The sequence below is a fragment of the Nocardiopsis listeri NBRC 13360 genome (assembly GCF_001570765.1).
In the GTDB taxonomy this organism is placed as follows: domain Bacteria; phylum Actinomycetota; class Actinomycetes; order Streptosporangiales; family Streptosporangiaceae; genus Nocardiopsis; species Nocardiopsis listeri.
Window position 1 is genome coordinate 61,511 of record NZ_BCSH01000036.1, and the last position, 16,246, is coordinate 77,756.

Consider the following 16,246-nt stretch of genomic DNA (forward strand, 5'->3'; position numbering starts at 1 on the left):
GCCGGACGCTCCTCAGCAGGAGGACGTCCGGTGGAGCAGCCACCACACGCCGGCGCCCGCGCCCAATACCGCCATACCGATGGCCACCACCGGCAACGGCAGGCTGGTGGCCAGCACCACGCACCCCGCCAGGCCACCCACCGGGGCGATCAACGGCGGCCGGTCCTCGTGCGGGCCCAACCGCAGCGCCGAGGCGTTGGCTATGGCGTAGTAGACCAGTACACCGAAGGCCGAGAAGGCGATCGCCCCGGCCAGATCGACCACCATCACCAGGACGATCACGACCGCCGCCACGGTGATCTCCGCACGGTGGGGGACCCCCAACCGGGTGTGGGAGGCCCCCAACCAGCGGGGCAGATGGCCGTCCGAGGCCATGGCCGCCACGGTGCGTGAGACCCCCAACAACAACGACAGCAGGGCCCCGGTACACGCCAGCACCGCGCCGGCCACCACGAACGGCACCAACATCGGGAACCCGGCCACCCGTACCGCGTCCACCATCGGCGCGGTCGAGGTGGTCAAGCGCTCGCGCCCCAGCACGATCAGCAGCCCCGTGCCGATGGCCAGGTACAGCACCGAAACCCCGCCCAGCGCCAAGGTGACGGCCCGCGGGATGGTGGTACGCGGATCGCGCACCTCCCCGCCGAGCGTGGTGATGCGCGCGTATCCCGCGAACGCGAAGAAGATCATCCCGGCCGAGCCCAGAACGCCGAAGGACCCGGGCCAAGGGCCCATGCCGTCGACCTCGGCGACCGCGGCGAGGCGTCCGCTGAGCACCATCGCCACGAACACCGCGGCGAGCACCGCCAGTACCAGGACCACCAGGGTCTTGACCACCACCGTCGAACGCCGCACCCCTTGGAGGTTCAGCGTGGCCAACGCCACCACCACGGCCACCGCCAGGGGTTTCTCCCACCCGGGCAACACGTAGGTGGCCAACGTCAACGCCATCGCCGCGCAGGAGGCGACCTTGCCGACCACGAAGGACCAACCGGCCAGGTACCCCCACATTTCACCGAGGCGTTCGCGCCCGTACACATAGGTGCCGCCGTTCTCGGGGTGACGGGCGGCCAACCGGGCCGAGGAGATGGCGTTGCAATAGGCGACCGCCCCGGCGATGACGATGGCGACCGGAAGCCAGGCACCGGCGCCCAGTGCCGCCGGTGCGAAGACCGCGAAAACACCGGCACCGAGCATCGCCGCGACGCCGATGGCGGCCGCGTCGACAGTGCTCAAAACCCGGGCCGGTCCGGCCTGCGGTCCGGAAGAGGTGGCCAACAAGCTCTCCTTGGTCGACTGATCCGACTTTTCGAGTGTGCATGATGTGACCGACCTTTGGGCCCGGGCACGCTCTGGACCTTGGACCGTTCCAGATCGGTGAGGGGCCCGATCCGGTCACGGAGGCGGACACAGGAGGAGGCCCCCGGCACACGCCGAGGGCCTGCTCACACCATCCCCCGCCGGTCGGCCGCTATGGGCGCCGACCGATGGGAGTCCGCTCACGTGGGTCGCCAGGGCGAACCGGTGTTGTCGTTGATGTCCTCGGCGGCCACCTGTCGCAGCTGTCGGGACAGGTCCGACAGGGCGCGCGAGACCGCCAACTCCTCGCCGATCTCGGGCATGTCCACGTCCCAAGGGTGTTTGCGGGCCATGCCGTGACCGCGCAAAGCGGTACCGTCCTGTGCCTCCAGCCCCACCTCGGCCCAGGTACGAGCGGTCTCCCCCTCGCTCTCCTCGGCCACGACCACGTCGACGTTCCACCGCTTCGTCGTCTGCATGGCGATCTCCCCTCGTGTGCGGTGAGTGTTCGATGTTCGCGTCGAACCCTTGAGCCGACCAGGGCCGGCCGGGTCCCCCACGAAACTCGCCCACCTCCATCATCGCGCCCGGACCCGCGACCCCGTCGAGGGTTGACCTTTTCGTTCCCGCCCGTTGGCGAGGTTTTTGGCCACCGGACCATCTCTCCACCCCTGGTAACGTCACGGCGTGGCCCAGCACTACTTCGACTCCGATCCCGACGCCGCCAGCCGGCCCTCCACGGCCGACCTGGTCCTGCCCGACATGCACCTGCGTCTGCACACCGACCGCGGCGTCTTCTCCCCGGACAAGATCGACCTGGGCACCCGGGTCCTGCTGGAGAGCGTTCCCGCGCCGCCACCCCAGGGCGACCTGCTCGACGTGGGGTGCGGCTACGGTCCCATCGCCCTGACCCTGGCCCACCGGGCGCCGAACGCCCGCGTCCTGGGCGTGGACGTCAACTCCCGCGCGGTGTCCCTGGCCCGCCGCAACGCCGCCGAACACGGGATGGACCACACGCGCTTCGCCACGGTCACCCCCGAGGGCGGCCTGGCCCTGGAACAGGGGAAGGGCACCGACACCCCGCCCGGGGCCGGCGACCTTCAGGGGCCCTTCGACGTCATCTGGTCCAACCCGCCCATCCGTGTGGGCAAGGACGTCCTGCACGGTCTGCTGCTCACCTGGCTGTCCCGCCTGGCCCCCGACGGGGTCGCCCACCTGGTCGTCCAGCGCCACCTGGGTTCGGACTCCCTACAGAGGTGGCTGGAGGCCCAGGGCCACCCCACCGAACGGCTCACCTCGCGCGCCGGCTTCCGGGTCCTGACCGTGCACCCCGCGCCCACCATCTGAACCCGGGAAAATCCCCCTTTCGGACACCATGCCCGTCCCCACACGTGCAGGTCGGCGCACGGAACGGTACGCTTGAGCGGCCAGCGCCGGACCACCCGGCCCCCATCGACGAGGAACACACCGCAGTTGAGCACGCAGTTGCGTCCCACGGACGTCAAACGCCTGAACCGCCAGTGGCGCAGGCGCACCGAAGGACGCCTGTCCCTGATGGTCGAGTCGGTCACCCAACCCTTCAACCTGGGTTCGATCCTGCGCACCTGCGCCACCCTGGGCGTGGACCGGCTCTGGCTCACCGGCAACAGCGCCGACCCCGATGATCCCAAGGTCGGCAAGACCGCCCTGGGCACCGGAGCCAAGGTCCCCCACGAGCGCCTGTCCACCACCGCGGATGCCCTGGCCGCCGCCCGCGCCGACGGCTACAAGGTCGTGGCCCTGGAGCTGGCCAAGGGCGCAGTCCCCCTGCACGCAGCGCCCCTTGAACCCGACGTGTGTCTGGCCGTGGGCGCCGAGGACCACGGGTGCTCTCCCGCACTGCTCAACGGCGCCGACGCCATCACCTACATTCCCCAGATCGGTCGGGTCGGCTCGCTCAACGTGGCCGTGGCCACCGCCATCGCCCTGACCGAGGCCCGCCGCAGGGAGTGGGTCGGCTTCGGCGACGAAGTCGACGACCCCATCGGTTCCTGAAACGAAGAAGCGTCACGGGGCGGGAATCTTTCACCGTCCCCGGACGTATCCTCTTCGACCCCAAATTCCACAACCATCACATCATCCGAGGCGCTACGGCGCGGAGAGAGGAACAGTGGATTCGTCCCGAAGTACCAGCAGCATCCCCCGTGGATGCTGTGACTCCGACACAGACGAGCCCCCTTCTTGGCGGGGCACGCACCTTCGAAAGAACTCGGCCCTTAGACGGACCCAGGCGGTGTGTGCCCGATGAGCACCGTCCTCAGTATCGCCTTCGGTGCGCTGGTGGTCTTCTTGATCACCGTGGCGACCGGATACTTCGTCGCCCAGGAATTCGGCTACATGGCCGTGGACCGCTCACGCCTGAAGGCGCGGGCCTCGGCCGGTGACAACGGGGCCAAACGGGCCCTGGCGATCACCAATCGCACTTCGTTCATGCTCTCCGGCGCCCAGCTGGGCATCACGGTGACCACTCTGTTGGTCGGTTACGTGGCCGAACCGATGATCGGCACCGGGGTCGGAGAGCTGCTCGGTGAGGCCGGCGTACCGAACGGCACCGGCCTGGCCATCGGCACCGCCCTGGCCCTGATCTTCTCCACCGTCGTGCAGATGGTCTTCGGTGAATTGTTCGCCAAGAACCTGGCCATCGCCCGACCCGAACCCGTGGCCCGCTGGTTGGCGATGTCCACCGGTATCTACCTCAAGGTCTTCGGGCCCGTCATCTGGTTGTTCGACCAGGCCTCCAACCTGCTGCTCAAGGCTGTCGGCATCACTCCGGTCGAGGACGTCCAGCACGCGGCGACCCCGCGCGACCTGGAACGCATCATCGCCGAGTCCAGGGAGAGCGGGGACCTGCCCGCCGAGGTGTCCACCCTGTTGGACCGCACCCTGGACTTCCACGACCAGACCGCCGAGCACGCGATGATCCCCCGTCCGGAGGTCACCACGGTGGAGGAGAACGACCCGGTCAGCCTGGTCGTGGAGCACATGTCCTCCGGACACTCGCGTTTCCCCGTCCTGGGAGAGGGCGTGGACGACATCGTCGGTGTCATCTGCCTGCGCGACGTGCTCGCCCTGGGCGACCGTGACCTGGCCGGCGTGCGCGTCAGCGAAATCGCCCGGCCCACCGTGATGGTCCCGGCGTCCCTGCCCCTGCCCGGGGTGCTCGGCCAACTGCGCGAGGTCGACGAGGAGTTCGCCTGCGTGGTCGACGAGTACGGCGGTCTGGCCGGTGTCATCACCACAGAGGACCTGGCCGAGGAACTCGTGGGCGAGATCGCCGACGAGCACACCCCCGAGGAGGAGTCGCCCGCCCGGCTCGGTGGGGACAACGGCTACTTGGTCCCTGGTGGGTTGCACATCGACGAGGTCGAGCGGCTCATCGGCCACGACCTGCCCGATGGCGACTACGAAACCCTGGGCGGTCTGGTCATCCACGAGCTGCACCGACTGCCCAAGGCCGGCGACCGTGTCGACCTGTCACTGCCCCGGCCCTCCAGCGCCCATGACGACGATCCCGACATGGCGCTGACCATGACCGTCCACGCGGTCCAACGGCACGTGCCCTCCAGCATCGAGGTCAGGTTGCGTGAGATCCAGGGCGAGGACGCACGGGAGGTGCGGGCATGAGTGAGATGAACGTGTGGTTGGCCATGGCGCTGACCGTGGTCTTCATCGCGTTGAGCGCGTTCTTCGTGGCGATCGAGTTCGCTTTGGTGGCGGCTCGTCGTTACCGGTTGGAGGAAGCCGCGCACACCAGTGCCTCGGCCCGGGCCGCTCTCAAGAGCGCCCGCGACCTGTCGCTGCTGTTGGCCGGTTCTCAGCTGGGCATCACCCTGGCCACCCTGGCCCTGGGTGCCATCTCCAAGCCGGCCTTCCACCACCTGCTGGAGCCGCTCTTCGGTTCCCTGCCGGGATCGGTGGGATACGTGCTCTCCTTCGTCTTCTCCCTGATCATCGTGACGTTCCTGCACCTGATCGTGGGTGAGATGGCGCCCAAGTCCTGGGCGATCTCCCACCCGGAGAAGTCCGCCACCATGTTGGCCGTCCCCATGCGGGCGTTCATGTGGCTGACCCGCCCGATCATCGTCATGCTCAACGCCATGGCCAACGCCGTGCTGCACCGTTTCGGTGTGGAGGCCGTGGACGAGATGGCCAGCGGGCACAACCCCGAGGACGTGCGCGAGTTGGTCGAGCACTCGGCCAAGGCCGGTGCCTTGGACTCCGAGCGTCGTGACCAGCTGGCCACCGCTTTGGAGGTCAACTCCCAGCCCATCAGCGAGCACATCACCCCGCGCGAGGACATCGCCTGGGTGGGACCCGACGCCGGTGTGGAGGAGATCAAGCGCGTCTCCCGACAGACCACGCACCTGCGCCTGGTCGTGATGGAGGACGAGCAGCCCATAGGGGTCGTGCACGTACGCGAGGCCCTGACCGGCGCTGCCGACACCACCGCCGAGGACCTGATGCGTCCGGTCCTGACCCTGGATCCGACCACACCCATGTACGCGGCCATGGGCATCATGCGGGAGAGCCGCAACCACCTGGCCCTGGTCGAGAACGAGGACGGCCTGGTGGGGCTGGTGACCCTGCAGGACATCCTGGAGCGGTTGTTGCTGCTGGACACCGCCGCCTGACGTGCGCGCCGTCGCGCGGCGCGCACGGGCACCACGGGGAGGGCTCTTGGGCCCTCCCCGTTTCATCTGTTCGTCGGGCCCGGGAACCCGGTCCTTCAGGTCCGGGAGGAAACGCCCCTCCCCTTCCAGGTGTGGTCGTGGCCGTCCGCTCGTTGGAGCACACCCACGTACTCGTGACCGATGCCCTGGACGGTGCCGTGGGTGGTGCTGTCGACCCTGGACACCGTGCTGAGGCGGATCATCGTGGTGGGTCGAGAGAGCGGGCATCCGCGCCCGGTGATCACCGACCACGGTGAACCCGTGGGCGAACCGCACGGACGCGAGGGCCGCTCCCACCTGTGCCCGGTCCGCGACCGGCAAGGCGTCTTGGTGGGTCCGGTGACGTTGGAGGACCTGCTGGATCGGCTGCTTCCTCTGCGCAAGGCAGCCCGAACCACACCGTGAGCGGGGGCGAGCGTCTTCGGACGTGCGCCCCCGCTCGTGTCATACTCGCCCGGCCGTCATCATCGTGCGTTCGTCGACCGAAAAAATCTTCCTCCATTTTAAACTCCGGTCGTGTCAACCCCCTACTCGAAGGGTGCAAGGGCTCGCAGAGTATGAAGAGGTCTTCGGGAGGGAAGAACCGTAGGGACCCTGGTCCCGATCCCTGACATTTTGGAATTACCAGGCCCTGTTCACTCAAGACCCGCCCCTGTACACGCTTCACTGCGATTGCTAGGTTCACGTTATGACCCCACCGCGGGAACTCCGCGTCATCGAGCAGAAAAAGCTCCTGGTCAGTGTCCGCAAAGCCGCCCAAATACTCGATGTATCAGAGCGTGTGGTCTATGACCTCTGCTACAGCGAAGAACTCGAGTCGGTGAAGATCGGACCCAAGAAATGGATTCGTAGAATCACGTGCGAATCACTCAACAAGTACGTCGACAACGCCGTACGCGAATCCCGAATCGACCACGAGCACGGATCACAGACACCGTTGAAAGGTGGTGCCCCGTGAATACACTACCCATAACCGAAAAAATTCCGGCCCTTCCCGGACGCGAACCGACCCGACCGATCGAGCCCTGCGTCTCCGGACCTCGCAGACTGACCGCGTGCGCTCGCGACGTGGCCGCCCTGATCGAGGGGGACCCCGGGCTGTGGCCGGCCCTGACCACGTGTGTCACCGACACCAACGGGTTGACCACTGTCCACTACGCCGCCGTGCACGGCGGCGGTCCGGCCTCTTCGCTGTTCGGCCCCGATGGGGTCGTCTCCCGCTGGCGCGCCCGCCTGCACGCGCCCACCGAGGCCAGGCGCGAACGCTCCCAGGGCCGCGAACGTGTGGTGACCCTGCGCGGCCACCACTCCGGATACGCCGTCACGGTACTCTTCACCGTCCTGTCCGGCACCCGTGCCCCCGACGGGGATACTCCCGAACAGGAGTCCGACAGGTGAGCATGCCCCCATCCTCGTCCCGTCTGCTGTACGTGGACGTCAACACCACTCCTTGGCCGCTCAACCACCACGCCTACGTGCACGCGTGCGCCGAACGGTTGCGCAAGGAGGTCGACCACGCCCCGCGGGTCCACTTCCCCGAGAGCCACCTGCAACGAAACGACACCCGCGGAGCGCTGGTGCGTCTGGACGGACCCGACCACGACGACGTCCTGCTGACCTGGGACGAACAGCGCGGCTGGGCCCGGCTGGAGCAGTCCGTCCGTCGTCCCTTGGTCCTCGGCGCCGATCCCCTACTGGAACCGGAGTCCTTCGCCCACGCCGTCACCGCCCTGTTGAGGCCGGGGACCCGACAGCTGGTGATGGTCCTGGACCGTTCCCGCCTGTTCGCCCATCCGGTGGACGTGGTCTTCGAACGCCGGCTGGCGGCCTACCGGGACCTGTGACCCCTTGGGGGGAGTCCTCCTTCGAAACGGGAGGGAAGGAGGACCCCACACCCCTCAGCGGACCCTGTGGGCCAGCACCACCGCGTCGGTCATGGTCACCTCGGTGCCGTCACCACGACGGCGCGTGCGCGAGCGCGGCTCCGCCGCCAGCACCCGCCACCGGTCGGTTCCCAGTACCGCCGTCACCTCCTCGGGCGCCACGTGGGCGCGTCCGTGGCCGGCGTGCGGGGCGTGCCCGTGGGCGTCGGAGGGGTCGTGGCCCACGATGAGCAGCCGCCCGTCCGGCGCGACCCGATCGGCCAGGTGCTCCACCAGCTTCGCGAAGGGGCCCTCGGGGTGGGCGTAGTGGCTGGTGACCAGGTCGAATCCGCTCAAGTGCGGCTCGAGTGCGGTGGCGTCGGCCCGCACCCACCGGATACGTGCGGCCGCCTCGGCGTCGACCCGCCCCACCGATGCCCGGGCCCGATCCAACGCGTTGGCGGAGATATCCACCGCGGTGACCTCCCAGCCGTGCCGGGCCAGCCACAGGCTGTCGGCGCCCAGCCCCGCACCGACCTCCAACACCCGACCCGGAGCCAGGTCGCGGGCGGCGGCCACCAGCTGCGGGTTGGGCTCCCCCGGCCCGTTCTGCCCATGTTCGCCGTGCCCGTGGCCGTCCCGGTAGCGCTCCTCCCAGAACTCCCGGTCGAATTCGCCCCTCACGTGCGTCCCCCCGTCGTCGTTGCTCACAACTTCCCTTGCTCCGCACGCGCGGCCACCTCACGCTCGGCCTCGGCCGAGAAGGCGCGCGGCGCGGCCAGGGCCCGGTCGATCTCGGCGTTGACGAGGTCGGCGTTGATCTGCGCCGCGACGAGGGTTCCGGCCGCCCCGGCGGCCCCCACCTGGGCGGACACGTCGGTGGCGTTACCCGCCACCCACACCCCCTCCACCGCGCTGCGGCCCATGGCCTCCACCGCCAGGTGCTCACCCACTCCCATGGGATGGGGCACCGGAGTCAGGCCCAGTGGGGCCAGGAAGTCCACCCTGGCCACCATCCGGCCGGCCACGACCAGTACTCCGCGCTCCACCAGTTCTCCCCCGGTCAGACGTACCCCCGCCAAGGCGTCCGCGACCGTCTCCACCCCGACCACCCGGCCCTCGATCACCTTGATGCCGCGCACGGCCAGCCGCTCGGCCTGTTCGGCCTCCACCGTCGTCCCGTTCGCGAAGAAGAGCACGTCCGCGCTCCACTGGCTGAACATCAGCGCCTGGTGCACCGACATCGGCCCGGTGGCCAGCACACCGATGGGTTCGTCACGTACCTCCCATCCGTGGCAGTAGGGGCAGTGCAGCACGTCCCGGCCCCAGCGCTCGGCCAGTCCGGGGATGTCGGGCAGTTCGTCGACCAGCCCGGTGGCCACCAGCACCCGGGCCGCTCTCACCGCGCGCCCGTCCTCCAACGAGGCCACGAACGCGCCCGCCTCACCCTCGACCGAACGCACCCGGCCCCGCGTGACGTGGGCCCCGTAGGAGCGGACCTCGGCACGACCCCTCTCCAACAGTTCACCCGGGGGTGTTCCCTCCAGACCCAGCAGACCGTGCACCCCGGCCGCCGGGGCGTTGCGCGGCTCACCCGCGTCCACCACCAGCACCGACCGTCGGGCCCTGGCCAGGGTGAGCGCCCCGCTCAGCCCCGCCGCACCGCCGCCGATCACCAACACCTCGTAGAAGTCCTCGACCTGATCGTCCACTGTGGACCACCTCCACGGACCACGATGCATCCCACCCCCGAAATACGACAAGTCCTGTTGCCGCTATGGCAAAATGTGGGGATGGACCACGACCTCGACCAGGCCCTGAACTCCGTCGGGCCACGCCTGCGCACCCTGCGCACCCAACGCGACATCACCCTGTCCGACCTGGCCACCACCACCGCCATCTCGGTCAGCACCCTGTCACGGTTGGAGACCGGCGAGCGCAGACCCACCCTCGAACTCCTCCTGCCCCTGGCACGCGCCTATGGGGTCACCCTCGACGAACTCGTCGACGCGCCACCCACCGGCGACCCGCGCGTGCACCTGCGCCCCACCACCCGTGGCGGGATGACGATGATCCCCCTGACCCGTCGCCCCGGCGGCATCCAGGCCTACAAGATCGTCCTGTCCGCGGGCCCCGGACGCCAGGAACCCGACCCCCAGGCCCACGAGGGCTACGAGTGGCTCTACGTCCTCAACGGACGCCTGCGCGTGCTCCTGGGTGAGCACGATCTCGTCCTGGGCGCCGGTGAGGCGGCCGAATTCGACACCCGGGTCCCCCACTGGTTCGGCGCCGCCGACGAACAGACCGTGGAGTTCCTCAGCCTCTTCGGTGCCCAGGGGGAGAAGGCCCACCTGCGTGCCCGTCCCAAGCAGGGTGACCGGACCGTCTGAAGACCCGCCCCAGGGGCGGCATCCGGTCCAGCAGACGGGCGCCCTCGACGAGACCGCCCGCGTCGGTCAGGTCCGACCCGCCCGACCGGTCATGGCCATCACACGGGCCGCCCTGCTGCCGGGCGAGCCCCCTCCCGAGCGGGCCCGTCCTGGCCGGTGGCGCGGCCGTGCCGGCCTGTGCCTTCCCCGGCGGTACGGCCACGCCTGGAACCCGATACGCACGAGCGGGGCCGCACCCACCGATGGTGGGTACGGCCCCGCGGTCGAGCGGCTACGCTCAGGCGGTCTTCGCGGTCAGGTTGACCTCGATGTTGCCGCGCGTGGCGCGCGAGTAGGGGCACACCTGGTGAGCGTCCTCGACCAGCTTGTCGGCCTCCTCCTGCGACAGGTTCGGCAGGGTCACGGTCAGGTCGACCACCAGGTCCAGACCCTCGTCCTTGCCCAGGGTGACCTGGGAGTCGATGCTGGATCCGGACACGTCGGCCTTGCTCTGACCGGCGACCTTCTTCAGGGCACCGTGGAAGCAGGCCGCGTAACCGATCGCGAAGAGCTGCTCGGGGTTGGTGCCCGGGCCGTCGTCGCCGCCCATGCCCTTGGGCACCGACAGGTCCACCGACAGGCGGCCGTCGTCGGTCTTGCCCGAGCCCTTGCGGCCTTCGCCGGTGACGGTGGCCTTGGCGGTGTACATCTTCTGGAAAGCCATGACTTGTCCCTTCCTCAGGGGTCGAGCCGCTCGCCCGGCCCCGTTCGCGGTGTGGTTCGGTGTCCCGCCCGGGCGGTCACCGAACGGGTGACGTGCTCGAGCAGCGCACGCAGGTCCTCGACCTTGCCCTCGGGCAGGTCCGTGGCGCACAGGACACGGGGAGGAATCCCCTCGGCGCGCTCTCGTAGGCGCTCGCCCTCATCGGTGAGGGCCACGTGGACGATGCGCTCGTCCTCGGGTCCGCGTCTGCGGGTGAGCAGCCCCGCCCTCTCCATCCTGCGCAGCAGGGGCGAGAGCGTACCGGTGTCCAGGCTCAACGCCAGCCCCAGTTCCTTGACCGGCAACGTTCCCCGTTCCCACAGCACCAGCATCACCAGGTACTGCGGGTAGGTCAGTTCCAGGTCGGTCAGGATCTCCCGGTAGAGCCCGGTCAGGGCCCGGGATGCGGTGTAGAGGGCGAAGCACAGCTGGTTGTCCAGAGCGAGGGGGTCCCCCTCCTCGGTGCCCGCCATGTTCCCTCCCCACGGTGCGCGTCTCGGTGTTCTTCGGCCACGCTAACAGAATTCGATTGTGCGCAACACTATTGGGCACGTCTATTTTGGTCGGTGTCGTCGCCCGGCCGAGAACGAGCGACCCGACCGGGCCCGCGCCCCTCGGGGACGGGCCCCGCCGATCACCTCACAAGAACTCCACACCCTGGGCCAAGGGCAGCTCACCGCCGTAGTTGACGGTGTTGGTGGCCCGCCTCATGTACGCCTTCCACGAGTCCGAACCCGACTCTCGTCCCCCGCCGGTGTCCTTCTCCCCACCGAAGGCCCCACCGATCTCGGCCCCCGAGGTACCGATGTTGACGTTGACGATCCCGCAGTCCGATCCGGCCGCCGACAGGAAACGCTCGGCCTCGGCCTGGTCCTGGGTGAAGATCGCCGAGCTCAACCCTTGCGGCACCCCGTTGTGCAACTCCACCGCCTCCTCGAAGGTGCGGTAGGACATCACGTACAGGATCGGCGCGAAGGTCTCCTCCCGCACCACCTCGGTCTGGGCCGGCATACGCACCACGGCAGGCTCCACATAGAAGGCGTCACCGGCCTCCTCCTCCAGCCGGCGTCCACCACCCACCAACACCCGCCCACCATCGCCCCGGGCCCGCTCCAACGCCGAGACCATCGCCTTGTGGCCGTGCTCACCCACCAACGGCCCCACCAGGGTCGAATCCTGATACGGGTCACCGATCCGATCACGCAGCTGGGCGTAGGCGTCCACCACCCGCTCGCACACCGCCTCCACCACGTCCTCGTGCACGATCAACCGGCGCAGCGTCGTACACCTTTGACCGGCCGTACCCGCGGCGGAGAACACACTGCCGCGCACCACCAGGTCCAGGTCGGCCGAGGGCGCCACCACCGCGGCATTGTTACCACCCAGTTCCAGCAGGTACCGGCCCATCCGAGCCGCCACCTTCGGTGCCACCGCACGACCCATCGCCGTGGAGCCGGTCGCCGACACCAACGCCACCCGGGCATCCTCCACCAGTACCGAACCCACCTCGGCTCCGCCCAACACCACCCGGTGCACCCCCGCCGGGGCGCCCACGTCCGCGGCCGCGCGCATCAACAACCCGTGGCAGGCCGACCCCGTCAGCGGAGTCGTCTCCGAGGGCTTCCACACCACCGTGTCACCACACACCAGGGCCACACAGGTGTTCCACGACCACACCGCCACCGGGAAGTTGAAGGCGGTGATCACCCCGACCACCCCCAAGGGGTGCCAGGTCTCCATCAGCCGGTGTCCGGGACGCTCCGAGGGCATGGTCCGCCCGTACAACTGGCGCGACAACCCCACCGCGAAGTCGCAGATGTCGATCATCTCCTGCACCTCGCCCAGCGCCTCGGAGCGGATCTTGCCCGCCTCGATGGTCACCAGCTCGGCCAGGTCCTCCTTGTGTTCGCGCAGCAACTCGCCCAGACGGTGCACCAGTTTTCCGCGTTCGGGCGCGGGGGTCTCACGCCAGGTGGAGGTGAAGGTCTCGGCGGCCTCGGTCACGGCCCGTTCGGCGCTTTCGCGGGTATCGAACTCCACGTCGAACAGATCCTGCCCGGTGATCGGTGTGCGGGCACGCCCGCTCGCCCCGACCGGCTCGGGCAGATGGGTCACACCGCACCGTTCCAAAGCGGTCCGCGCGCGTTCGGCGAGGACCTGCGTGTCGGGTAGAGAACCGTTGGTCATCAGTTTTGCTCTCTCCGTTGAGAGGGACGACGGACACCTCACACCTTGCCAACTCCACGCCCCACAAACCAGACCCATCGTCACTCTCGCCCCACCCCACGGGCCTTCACGGTTTTTTCGTCACCGGTGAACGTTAGACTCGGCGGGCCCGTCCCCGACTCAGACAGACCACCCCGTGCACCCTGCCACCACCCTCGAAGAGGACCGTGCCCACCTGCCCTTCCCCCGAAGGTCGCTGGCCCGGTCCGGATTCGACGCCGCCGATCCTCTCTTCAACGCCGACCTGCGCGACTCCACCACCTACGAACAGGCTCGGGAGGTGGTCACCTCCCACGCCTCCCGCCTGTGGACCGAGGCCACCCGCACCTCCGCCAACGGCCCCGTGGACGACCGCCCCCTGTACTGGGCCAGGCTCACCCTCTCGGCGCGTCTGCGCGCATGGAACCCGACCTTCGAGCTCGACCCGAACGAGCACGCCGCACTCCTGCGCCTGTGGGAACGCGCCTCCCGCGGTATCACCGACCTGGAGTTCCCACCGGGAGACCGGTGGGTGCGCGTGGTCGTGACCGGCTTCGACCCCTTCGGGTTGGAGGAGGACCTGGAGTGTTCCAACCCCTCCGGTGCCGCCGCCCTGGCCCTGCACGGCTGGACCTTCCCCGTGGGAGAGCGCACCGCGGTGGTGCGCTCGGCGCTGTTCCCGGTGCGTTGGGACGACTTCGCCCACGGCCTGGTGGAGGACGCCCTGGCCACCCGGCACGGTGTCGTCGACGCCGCGCTGACCCTGAGCCGTGGTCGCCCCGGCCGCTTCGACCTGGAGGTGTTCAACGGCGCCTGGCGTGGGGGCGGCCCGGACAACGTCGGTGTGGGTCGCAGCGGAGAGATCCCGCTGCCCGATGGCCCGGGTCCCCAGTGGACGCGTTCGTCCCTGCCGGTGGAGCGCATGGTGGAGGCGGCCTCCGGTCCCTTCACCGTGGTGGCCAACACCGAGGTCGTCGAGGTACCGGCCCACGAGGACCAAGAGGTGAGGAGCCCCCGGGGCCCGAGCGAGGGCTCTCGGGCCCGGGCCGGAGGTGGCGGGGACTACCTGTCCAACGAGATCGCCTACCGCAACACCGTGTTGCGTGATCGGACCGGCGCCGGTGCGCGCTCGGGCCACGTGCACCTGCCGCTGACCACACGACCGGAGGAGCACGTGCCGATGGTGGAACAGCTGCGCCTGCTCGTGGCCGCGGCGGTGGCGGAGTAGGGCGTACCGCCGGTGGCCCGACACGCCCGGTCGCGTGTCGGGCCACCGAACTTCGCATTCCACCCGCGATGGGGCGATTTATTACTCTTTGAAACAGTAAGGTTGCTCTGCGTCCCACTCGGGGACCCTCTCCTTCGATATGGTCCACCCGTGATTGCCACCTCACTGCAACGAAAAGTCACCGTCTGTAGCGCCCTGGGGCTGCTTCTACTCCCCGGCTGCCAGGCGGCGGACACGACCGAGCCCTACGCCGAAGCCATCGGATTCATCTCCGCCGACCTACCGGACCTGCACACGCGCACCGTGTCCGTGGAAACCGACCACAACACGGTGAGCTACCGGTATCCGGTCCTGGGTGAGTCGCACCCGCTTTCGATCCAGGTGCGCACCACCATGGCCGAACGCCAGACCGCCTTCCTGGAAGAGGCACCCGAGGGGGGCTCCCCCGAACTGACCCAGGACACCGAACTGTTGGCCGCTTCCGCCGACGTCATCGGCCTACGCCTCAACGTCGTCGACTCCACCGCTCAGGGCCCCCGGTCCTCCACGCTGTGGTACGACGCCCATGGCGAGCAGGTGCTGCCCTGGACCTCCCTGTTCCGTGACGAACAGGCCCTGGCCCAGGCACACGTGAACCTGGTCGATGTCCTGCGGGACGAATACGAACTGACCGACGAGGAACTGCCCGACCCGCTCGGCGAGGTCGCCGCCTACGCCGAGTCCCTGGCCGCCGAAGAGCAGACCCAAGAGGAAGAGGGACGCGACACCAAGAAGCAGCCGGCCCCGGCCGACTCCTCCAACGATTCCAAGGACTCCGAGGACGACGGCTCCGACGATTCCGACGGGGACGAACGTGCGGCCCTGCCTCCGGGAGAGGCCGACCTCACCGACCCCGAACAGGCCCAAGAAGTGGCCGATGCCTGGGCCGACTCGCCACTGGCCGACCTGGCCTTCAGCACCGCCGGCGGCCTGGCCGTACGCATGGACCCCGACCAGGTGCCCGGGTCCGACAACGACGACGAGGCCTTGGTTCCCATCGAACCCGAGATGGCCGAGGAGACACTGTCCGAACTGGGCTACCAGGCCCGTGACGCCGCCGTCCACGGCAACGCCTCGGCCGAGAGCCTGGATCTGGGGCCCGAGGCCACCACCGAAGGCACCACCTTGGACTGTGCCCAGGCCAAATGTGTGGCCCTGACCTTCGACGACGGCCCCGGTGAGCACACCGAGGCGCTACTGGACAGCCTGGACGACTACCAGGCCAAGGCCACCTTCTACGTCCTGGGCTCATTGGTGGGCGAGTTCCCCGACGTGGTCGAGCGCACCGCCGCCGAGGGGCACGAGGTCGCCAACCACACCTGGAAGCACGACGATCTGGCCACCATGTCCGACGACGCCATCCGAAAGGACCTACAGCGCACCGACGACGCCATCGAGGAGATCACCGGTGAGGCACCGGTGACCATGCGCCCGCCCTATGGCTCACTCAACGCCACCGTGCGCAGCGCCACCGGCCATCCGCTCATCCTGTGGGACGTGGACACCCTGGACTGGCAGAGCCGCGACACCAAGGCCGTGTCCGAGCACGCCCTGGCCGAGACCCGGGCGGGCAGCGTGGTGCTCTTCCACGACATCCACAAGTCCAGCGTGGACGCCATCCCGAAGGTCCTGGCGGGCCTGCACGAGGAGGGCTACCACTTCGTGACGGTCAAGGACCTGTTCGGGTTGGACGGTATGGAGGCGGGCGAGGTCGTCACCGACGCCCGACTGAATTGACCGGGGGTCGAAGGGGCCGGGGCGTGGACCACGCC

18 protein-coding genes are annotated in these 16,246 nt (G+C 69.1%); 11 read left to right on the forward strand and 7 right to left on the reverse strand.

Annotated features, from left to right (window positions below; genetic code table 11):
* Positions 1-12: 12 nt before the first annotated feature.
* On the reverse strand, positions 13-1,278 hold the full coding sequence (locus NLI01S_RS12220; RefSeq protein ID WP_067603786.1) for an APC family permease: 1,266 nt from the start codon (positions 1,276-1,278) through the stop codon (positions 13-15).
* A gap of 221 nt (positions 1,279-1,499) precedes the next feature.
* The gene (locus tag NLI01S_RS12225) at positions 1,500-1,778 is read right to left on the reverse strand and encodes a DUF1876 domain-containing protein (protein WP_067603788.1); all 279 of its coding nucleotides are present in this window, start codon (positions 1,776-1,778) and stop codon (positions 1,500-1,502) included.
* Between the two features lie 208 nt (positions 1,779-1,986).
* Here NLI01S_RS12225 and NLI01S_RS12230 point away from each other — a divergent pair, with 208 nt between their 5' ends.
* From NLI01S_RS12230 to NLI01S_RS12260, 8 genes are all read left to right on the forward strand, one after another.
* Positions 1,987-2,646, forward strand: a complete 660-nt coding sequence (locus NLI01S_RS12230) for a class I SAM-dependent methyltransferase (RefSeq protein ID WP_067603790.1) — start codon at positions 1,987-1,989, stop codon at positions 2,644-2,646.
* A gap of 126 nt (positions 2,647-2,772) precedes the next feature.
* Positions 2,773-3,333 (forward strand): TrmH family RNA methyltransferase, encoded by a 561-nt coding sequence (locus NLI01S_RS12235; RefSeq protein ID WP_067603792.1) that lies wholly within the window; start codon positions 2,773-2,775, stop codon positions 3,331-3,333.
* A gap of 249 nt (positions 3,334-3,582) precedes the next feature.
* On the forward strand, positions 3,583-4,962 hold the full coding sequence (locus NLI01S_RS12240) for a hemolysin family protein (protein ID WP_067603794.1): 1,380 nt from the start codon (positions 3,583-3,585) through the stop codon (positions 4,960-4,962).
* Positions 4,959-5,969: a hemolysin family protein gene (locus NLI01S_RS12245; RefSeq protein ID WP_067603795.1), complete on the forward strand. Its 1,011-nt coding sequence runs from the start codon at positions 4,959-4,961 to the stop codon at positions 5,967-5,969. Before NLI01S_RS12240 ends, NLI01S_RS12245 begins: the two co-directional genes overlap by 4 nt.
* 180 nt (positions 5,970-6,149) lie before the next feature.
* Positions 6,150-6,413, forward strand: a complete 264-nt coding sequence (locus NLI01S_RS12250; RefSeq protein WP_067603797.1) for a hypothetical protein — start codon at positions 6,150-6,152, stop codon at positions 6,411-6,413.
* A gap of 283 nt (positions 6,414-6,696) precedes the next feature.
* A complete protein-coding gene (locus tag NLI01S_RS25240) occupies positions 6,697-6,966 on the forward strand; it encodes a helix-turn-helix domain-containing protein (protein WP_084392524.1) in 270 nt (89 codons plus the stop codon).
* Between the two features lie 110 nt (positions 6,967-7,076).
* The gene (locus tag NLI01S_RS12255) at positions 7,077-7,406 is read left to right on the forward strand and encodes a hypothetical protein (RefSeq protein ID WP_067603799.1); all 330 of its coding nucleotides are present in this window, start codon (positions 7,077-7,079) and stop codon (positions 7,404-7,406) included.
* 2 nt (positions 7,407-7,408) lie between these two features.
* On the forward strand, positions 7,409-7,852 hold the full coding sequence (locus tag NLI01S_RS12260) for a DUF6292 family protein (protein WP_067603801.1): 444 nt from the start codon (positions 7,409-7,411) through the stop codon (positions 7,850-7,852).
* Positions 7,853-7,906: 54 nt separating this feature from the next.
* Here NLI01S_RS12260 and NLI01S_RS12265 read toward each other — a convergent pair whose 3' ends face one another.
* Positions 7,907-8,581, reverse strand: a complete 675-nt coding sequence (locus NLI01S_RS12265; protein ID WP_223809212.1) for a class I SAM-dependent methyltransferase — start codon at positions 8,579-8,581, stop codon at positions 7,907-7,909.
* Positions 8,578-9,582 carry an NAD(P)/FAD-dependent oxidoreductase gene (locus NLI01S_RS12270; RefSeq protein WP_223809213.1) on the reverse strand — a complete coding sequence of 335 codons (1,005 nt, stop codon included), beginning with the start codon at positions 9,580-9,582 and terminating at the stop codon, positions 8,578-8,580. The genes NLI01S_RS12265 and NLI01S_RS12270 overlap by 4 nt, the downstream gene beginning before the upstream one ends.
* 81 nt (positions 9,583-9,663) lie before the next feature.
* Here NLI01S_RS12270 and NLI01S_RS12275 point away from each other — a divergent pair, with 81 nt between their 5' ends.
* Positions 9,664-10,260, forward strand: a complete 597-nt coding sequence (locus NLI01S_RS12275) for a helix-turn-helix domain-containing protein (RefSeq protein ID WP_067603805.1) — start codon at positions 9,664-9,666, stop codon at positions 10,258-10,260.
* 277 nt (positions 10,261-10,537) lie between these two features.
* On the opposite strand, the gene NLI01S_RS12280 is transcribed toward NLI01S_RS12275, so the two are convergent.
* The 3 genes from NLI01S_RS12280 to amaB all read right to left on the reverse strand — a co-directional run bounded on the left by NLI01S_RS12280 (position 10,538) and on the right by amaB (position 13,189).
* Positions 10,538-10,963 carry an organic hydroperoxide resistance protein gene (locus NLI01S_RS12280; RefSeq protein WP_067603807.1) on the reverse strand — a complete coding sequence of 142 codons (426 nt, stop codon included), beginning with the start codon at positions 10,961-10,963 and terminating at the stop codon, positions 10,538-10,540.
* Positions 10,964-10,977: 14 nt separating this feature from the next.
* Positions 10,978-11,475 carry a MarR family winged helix-turn-helix transcriptional regulator gene (locus tag NLI01S_RS12285; protein WP_067603809.1) on the reverse strand — a complete coding sequence of 166 codons (498 nt, stop codon included), beginning with the start codon at positions 11,473-11,475 and terminating at the stop codon, positions 10,978-10,980.
* 166 nt (positions 11,476-11,641) lie between these two features.
* Positions 11,642-13,189 carry an L-piperidine-6-carboxylate dehydrogenase gene (gene amaB / locus NLI01S_RS12290; protein ID WP_067603811.1) on the reverse strand — a complete coding sequence of 516 codons (1,548 nt, stop codon included), beginning with the start codon at positions 13,187-13,189 and terminating at the stop codon, positions 11,642-11,644.
* A gap of 175 nt (positions 13,190-13,364) precedes the next feature.
* Between amaB and NLI01S_RS12295 the strand changes: the two genes are divergently transcribed.
* On the forward strand, positions 13,365-14,435 hold the full coding sequence (locus NLI01S_RS12295) for a pyroglutamyl peptidase (protein ID WP_067603813.1): 1,071 nt from the start codon (positions 13,365-13,367) through the stop codon (positions 14,433-14,435).
* A 150-nt stretch (positions 14,436-14,585) separates the two neighbouring features.
* Positions 14,586-16,211 carry a polysaccharide deacetylase family protein gene (locus tag NLI01S_RS12300; RefSeq protein WP_067603815.1) on the forward strand — a complete coding sequence of 542 codons (1,626 nt, stop codon included), beginning with the start codon at positions 14,586-14,588 and terminating at the stop codon, positions 16,209-16,211.
* The last annotated feature ends 35 nt before the right edge of the window (positions 16,212-16,246 follow it).

Excerpts from the sequence above, each read along its gene's own strand:
- NLI01S_RS12245 (WP_067603795.1), top strand. The coding sequence starts at position 4,959 with ATGAGTGAGATGAACGTGTGGTTGGCCATGGCGCTGACCGTGGTCTTC.
- amaB (WP_067603811.1), bottom strand. The coding sequence starts at position 13,189 with ATGACCAACGGTTCTCTACCCGACACGCAGGTCCTCGCCGAACGCGCG.
- NLI01S_RS12260 (WP_067603801.1), top strand. The coding sequence starts at position 7,409 with ATGCCCCCATCCTCGTCCCGTCTGCTGTACGTGGACGTCAACACCACT.
- NLI01S_RS12275 (WP_067603805.1), top strand. The coding sequence starts at position 9,664 with ATGGACCACGACCTCGACCAGGCCCTGAACTCCGTCGGGCCACGCCTG.
- NLI01S_RS12225 (WP_067603788.1), bottom strand. The coding sequence starts at position 1,778 with ATGCAGACGACGAAGCGGTGGAACGTCGACGTGGTCGTGGCCGAGGAG.
- NLI01S_RS12280 (WP_067603807.1), bottom strand. The coding sequence starts at position 10,963 with ATGGCTTTCCAGAAGATGTACACCGCCAAGGCCACCGTCACCGGCGAA.
- NLI01S_RS12240 (WP_067603794.1), top strand. The coding sequence starts at position 3,583 with ATGAGCACCGTCCTCAGTATCGCCTTCGGTGCGCTGGTGGTCTTCTTG.
- NLI01S_RS25240 (WP_084392524.1), top strand. The coding sequence starts at position 6,697 with ATGACCCCACCGCGGGAACTCCGCGTCATCGAGCAGAAAAAGCTCCTG.
- NLI01S_RS12250 (WP_067603797.1), top strand. The coding sequence starts at position 6,150 with ATGCCCTGGACGGTGCCGTGGGTGGTGCTGTCGACCCTGGACACCGTG.
- NLI01S_RS12285 (WP_067603809.1), bottom strand. The coding sequence starts at position 11,475 with ATGGCGGGCACCGAGGAGGGGGACCCCCTCGCTCTGGACAACCAGCTG.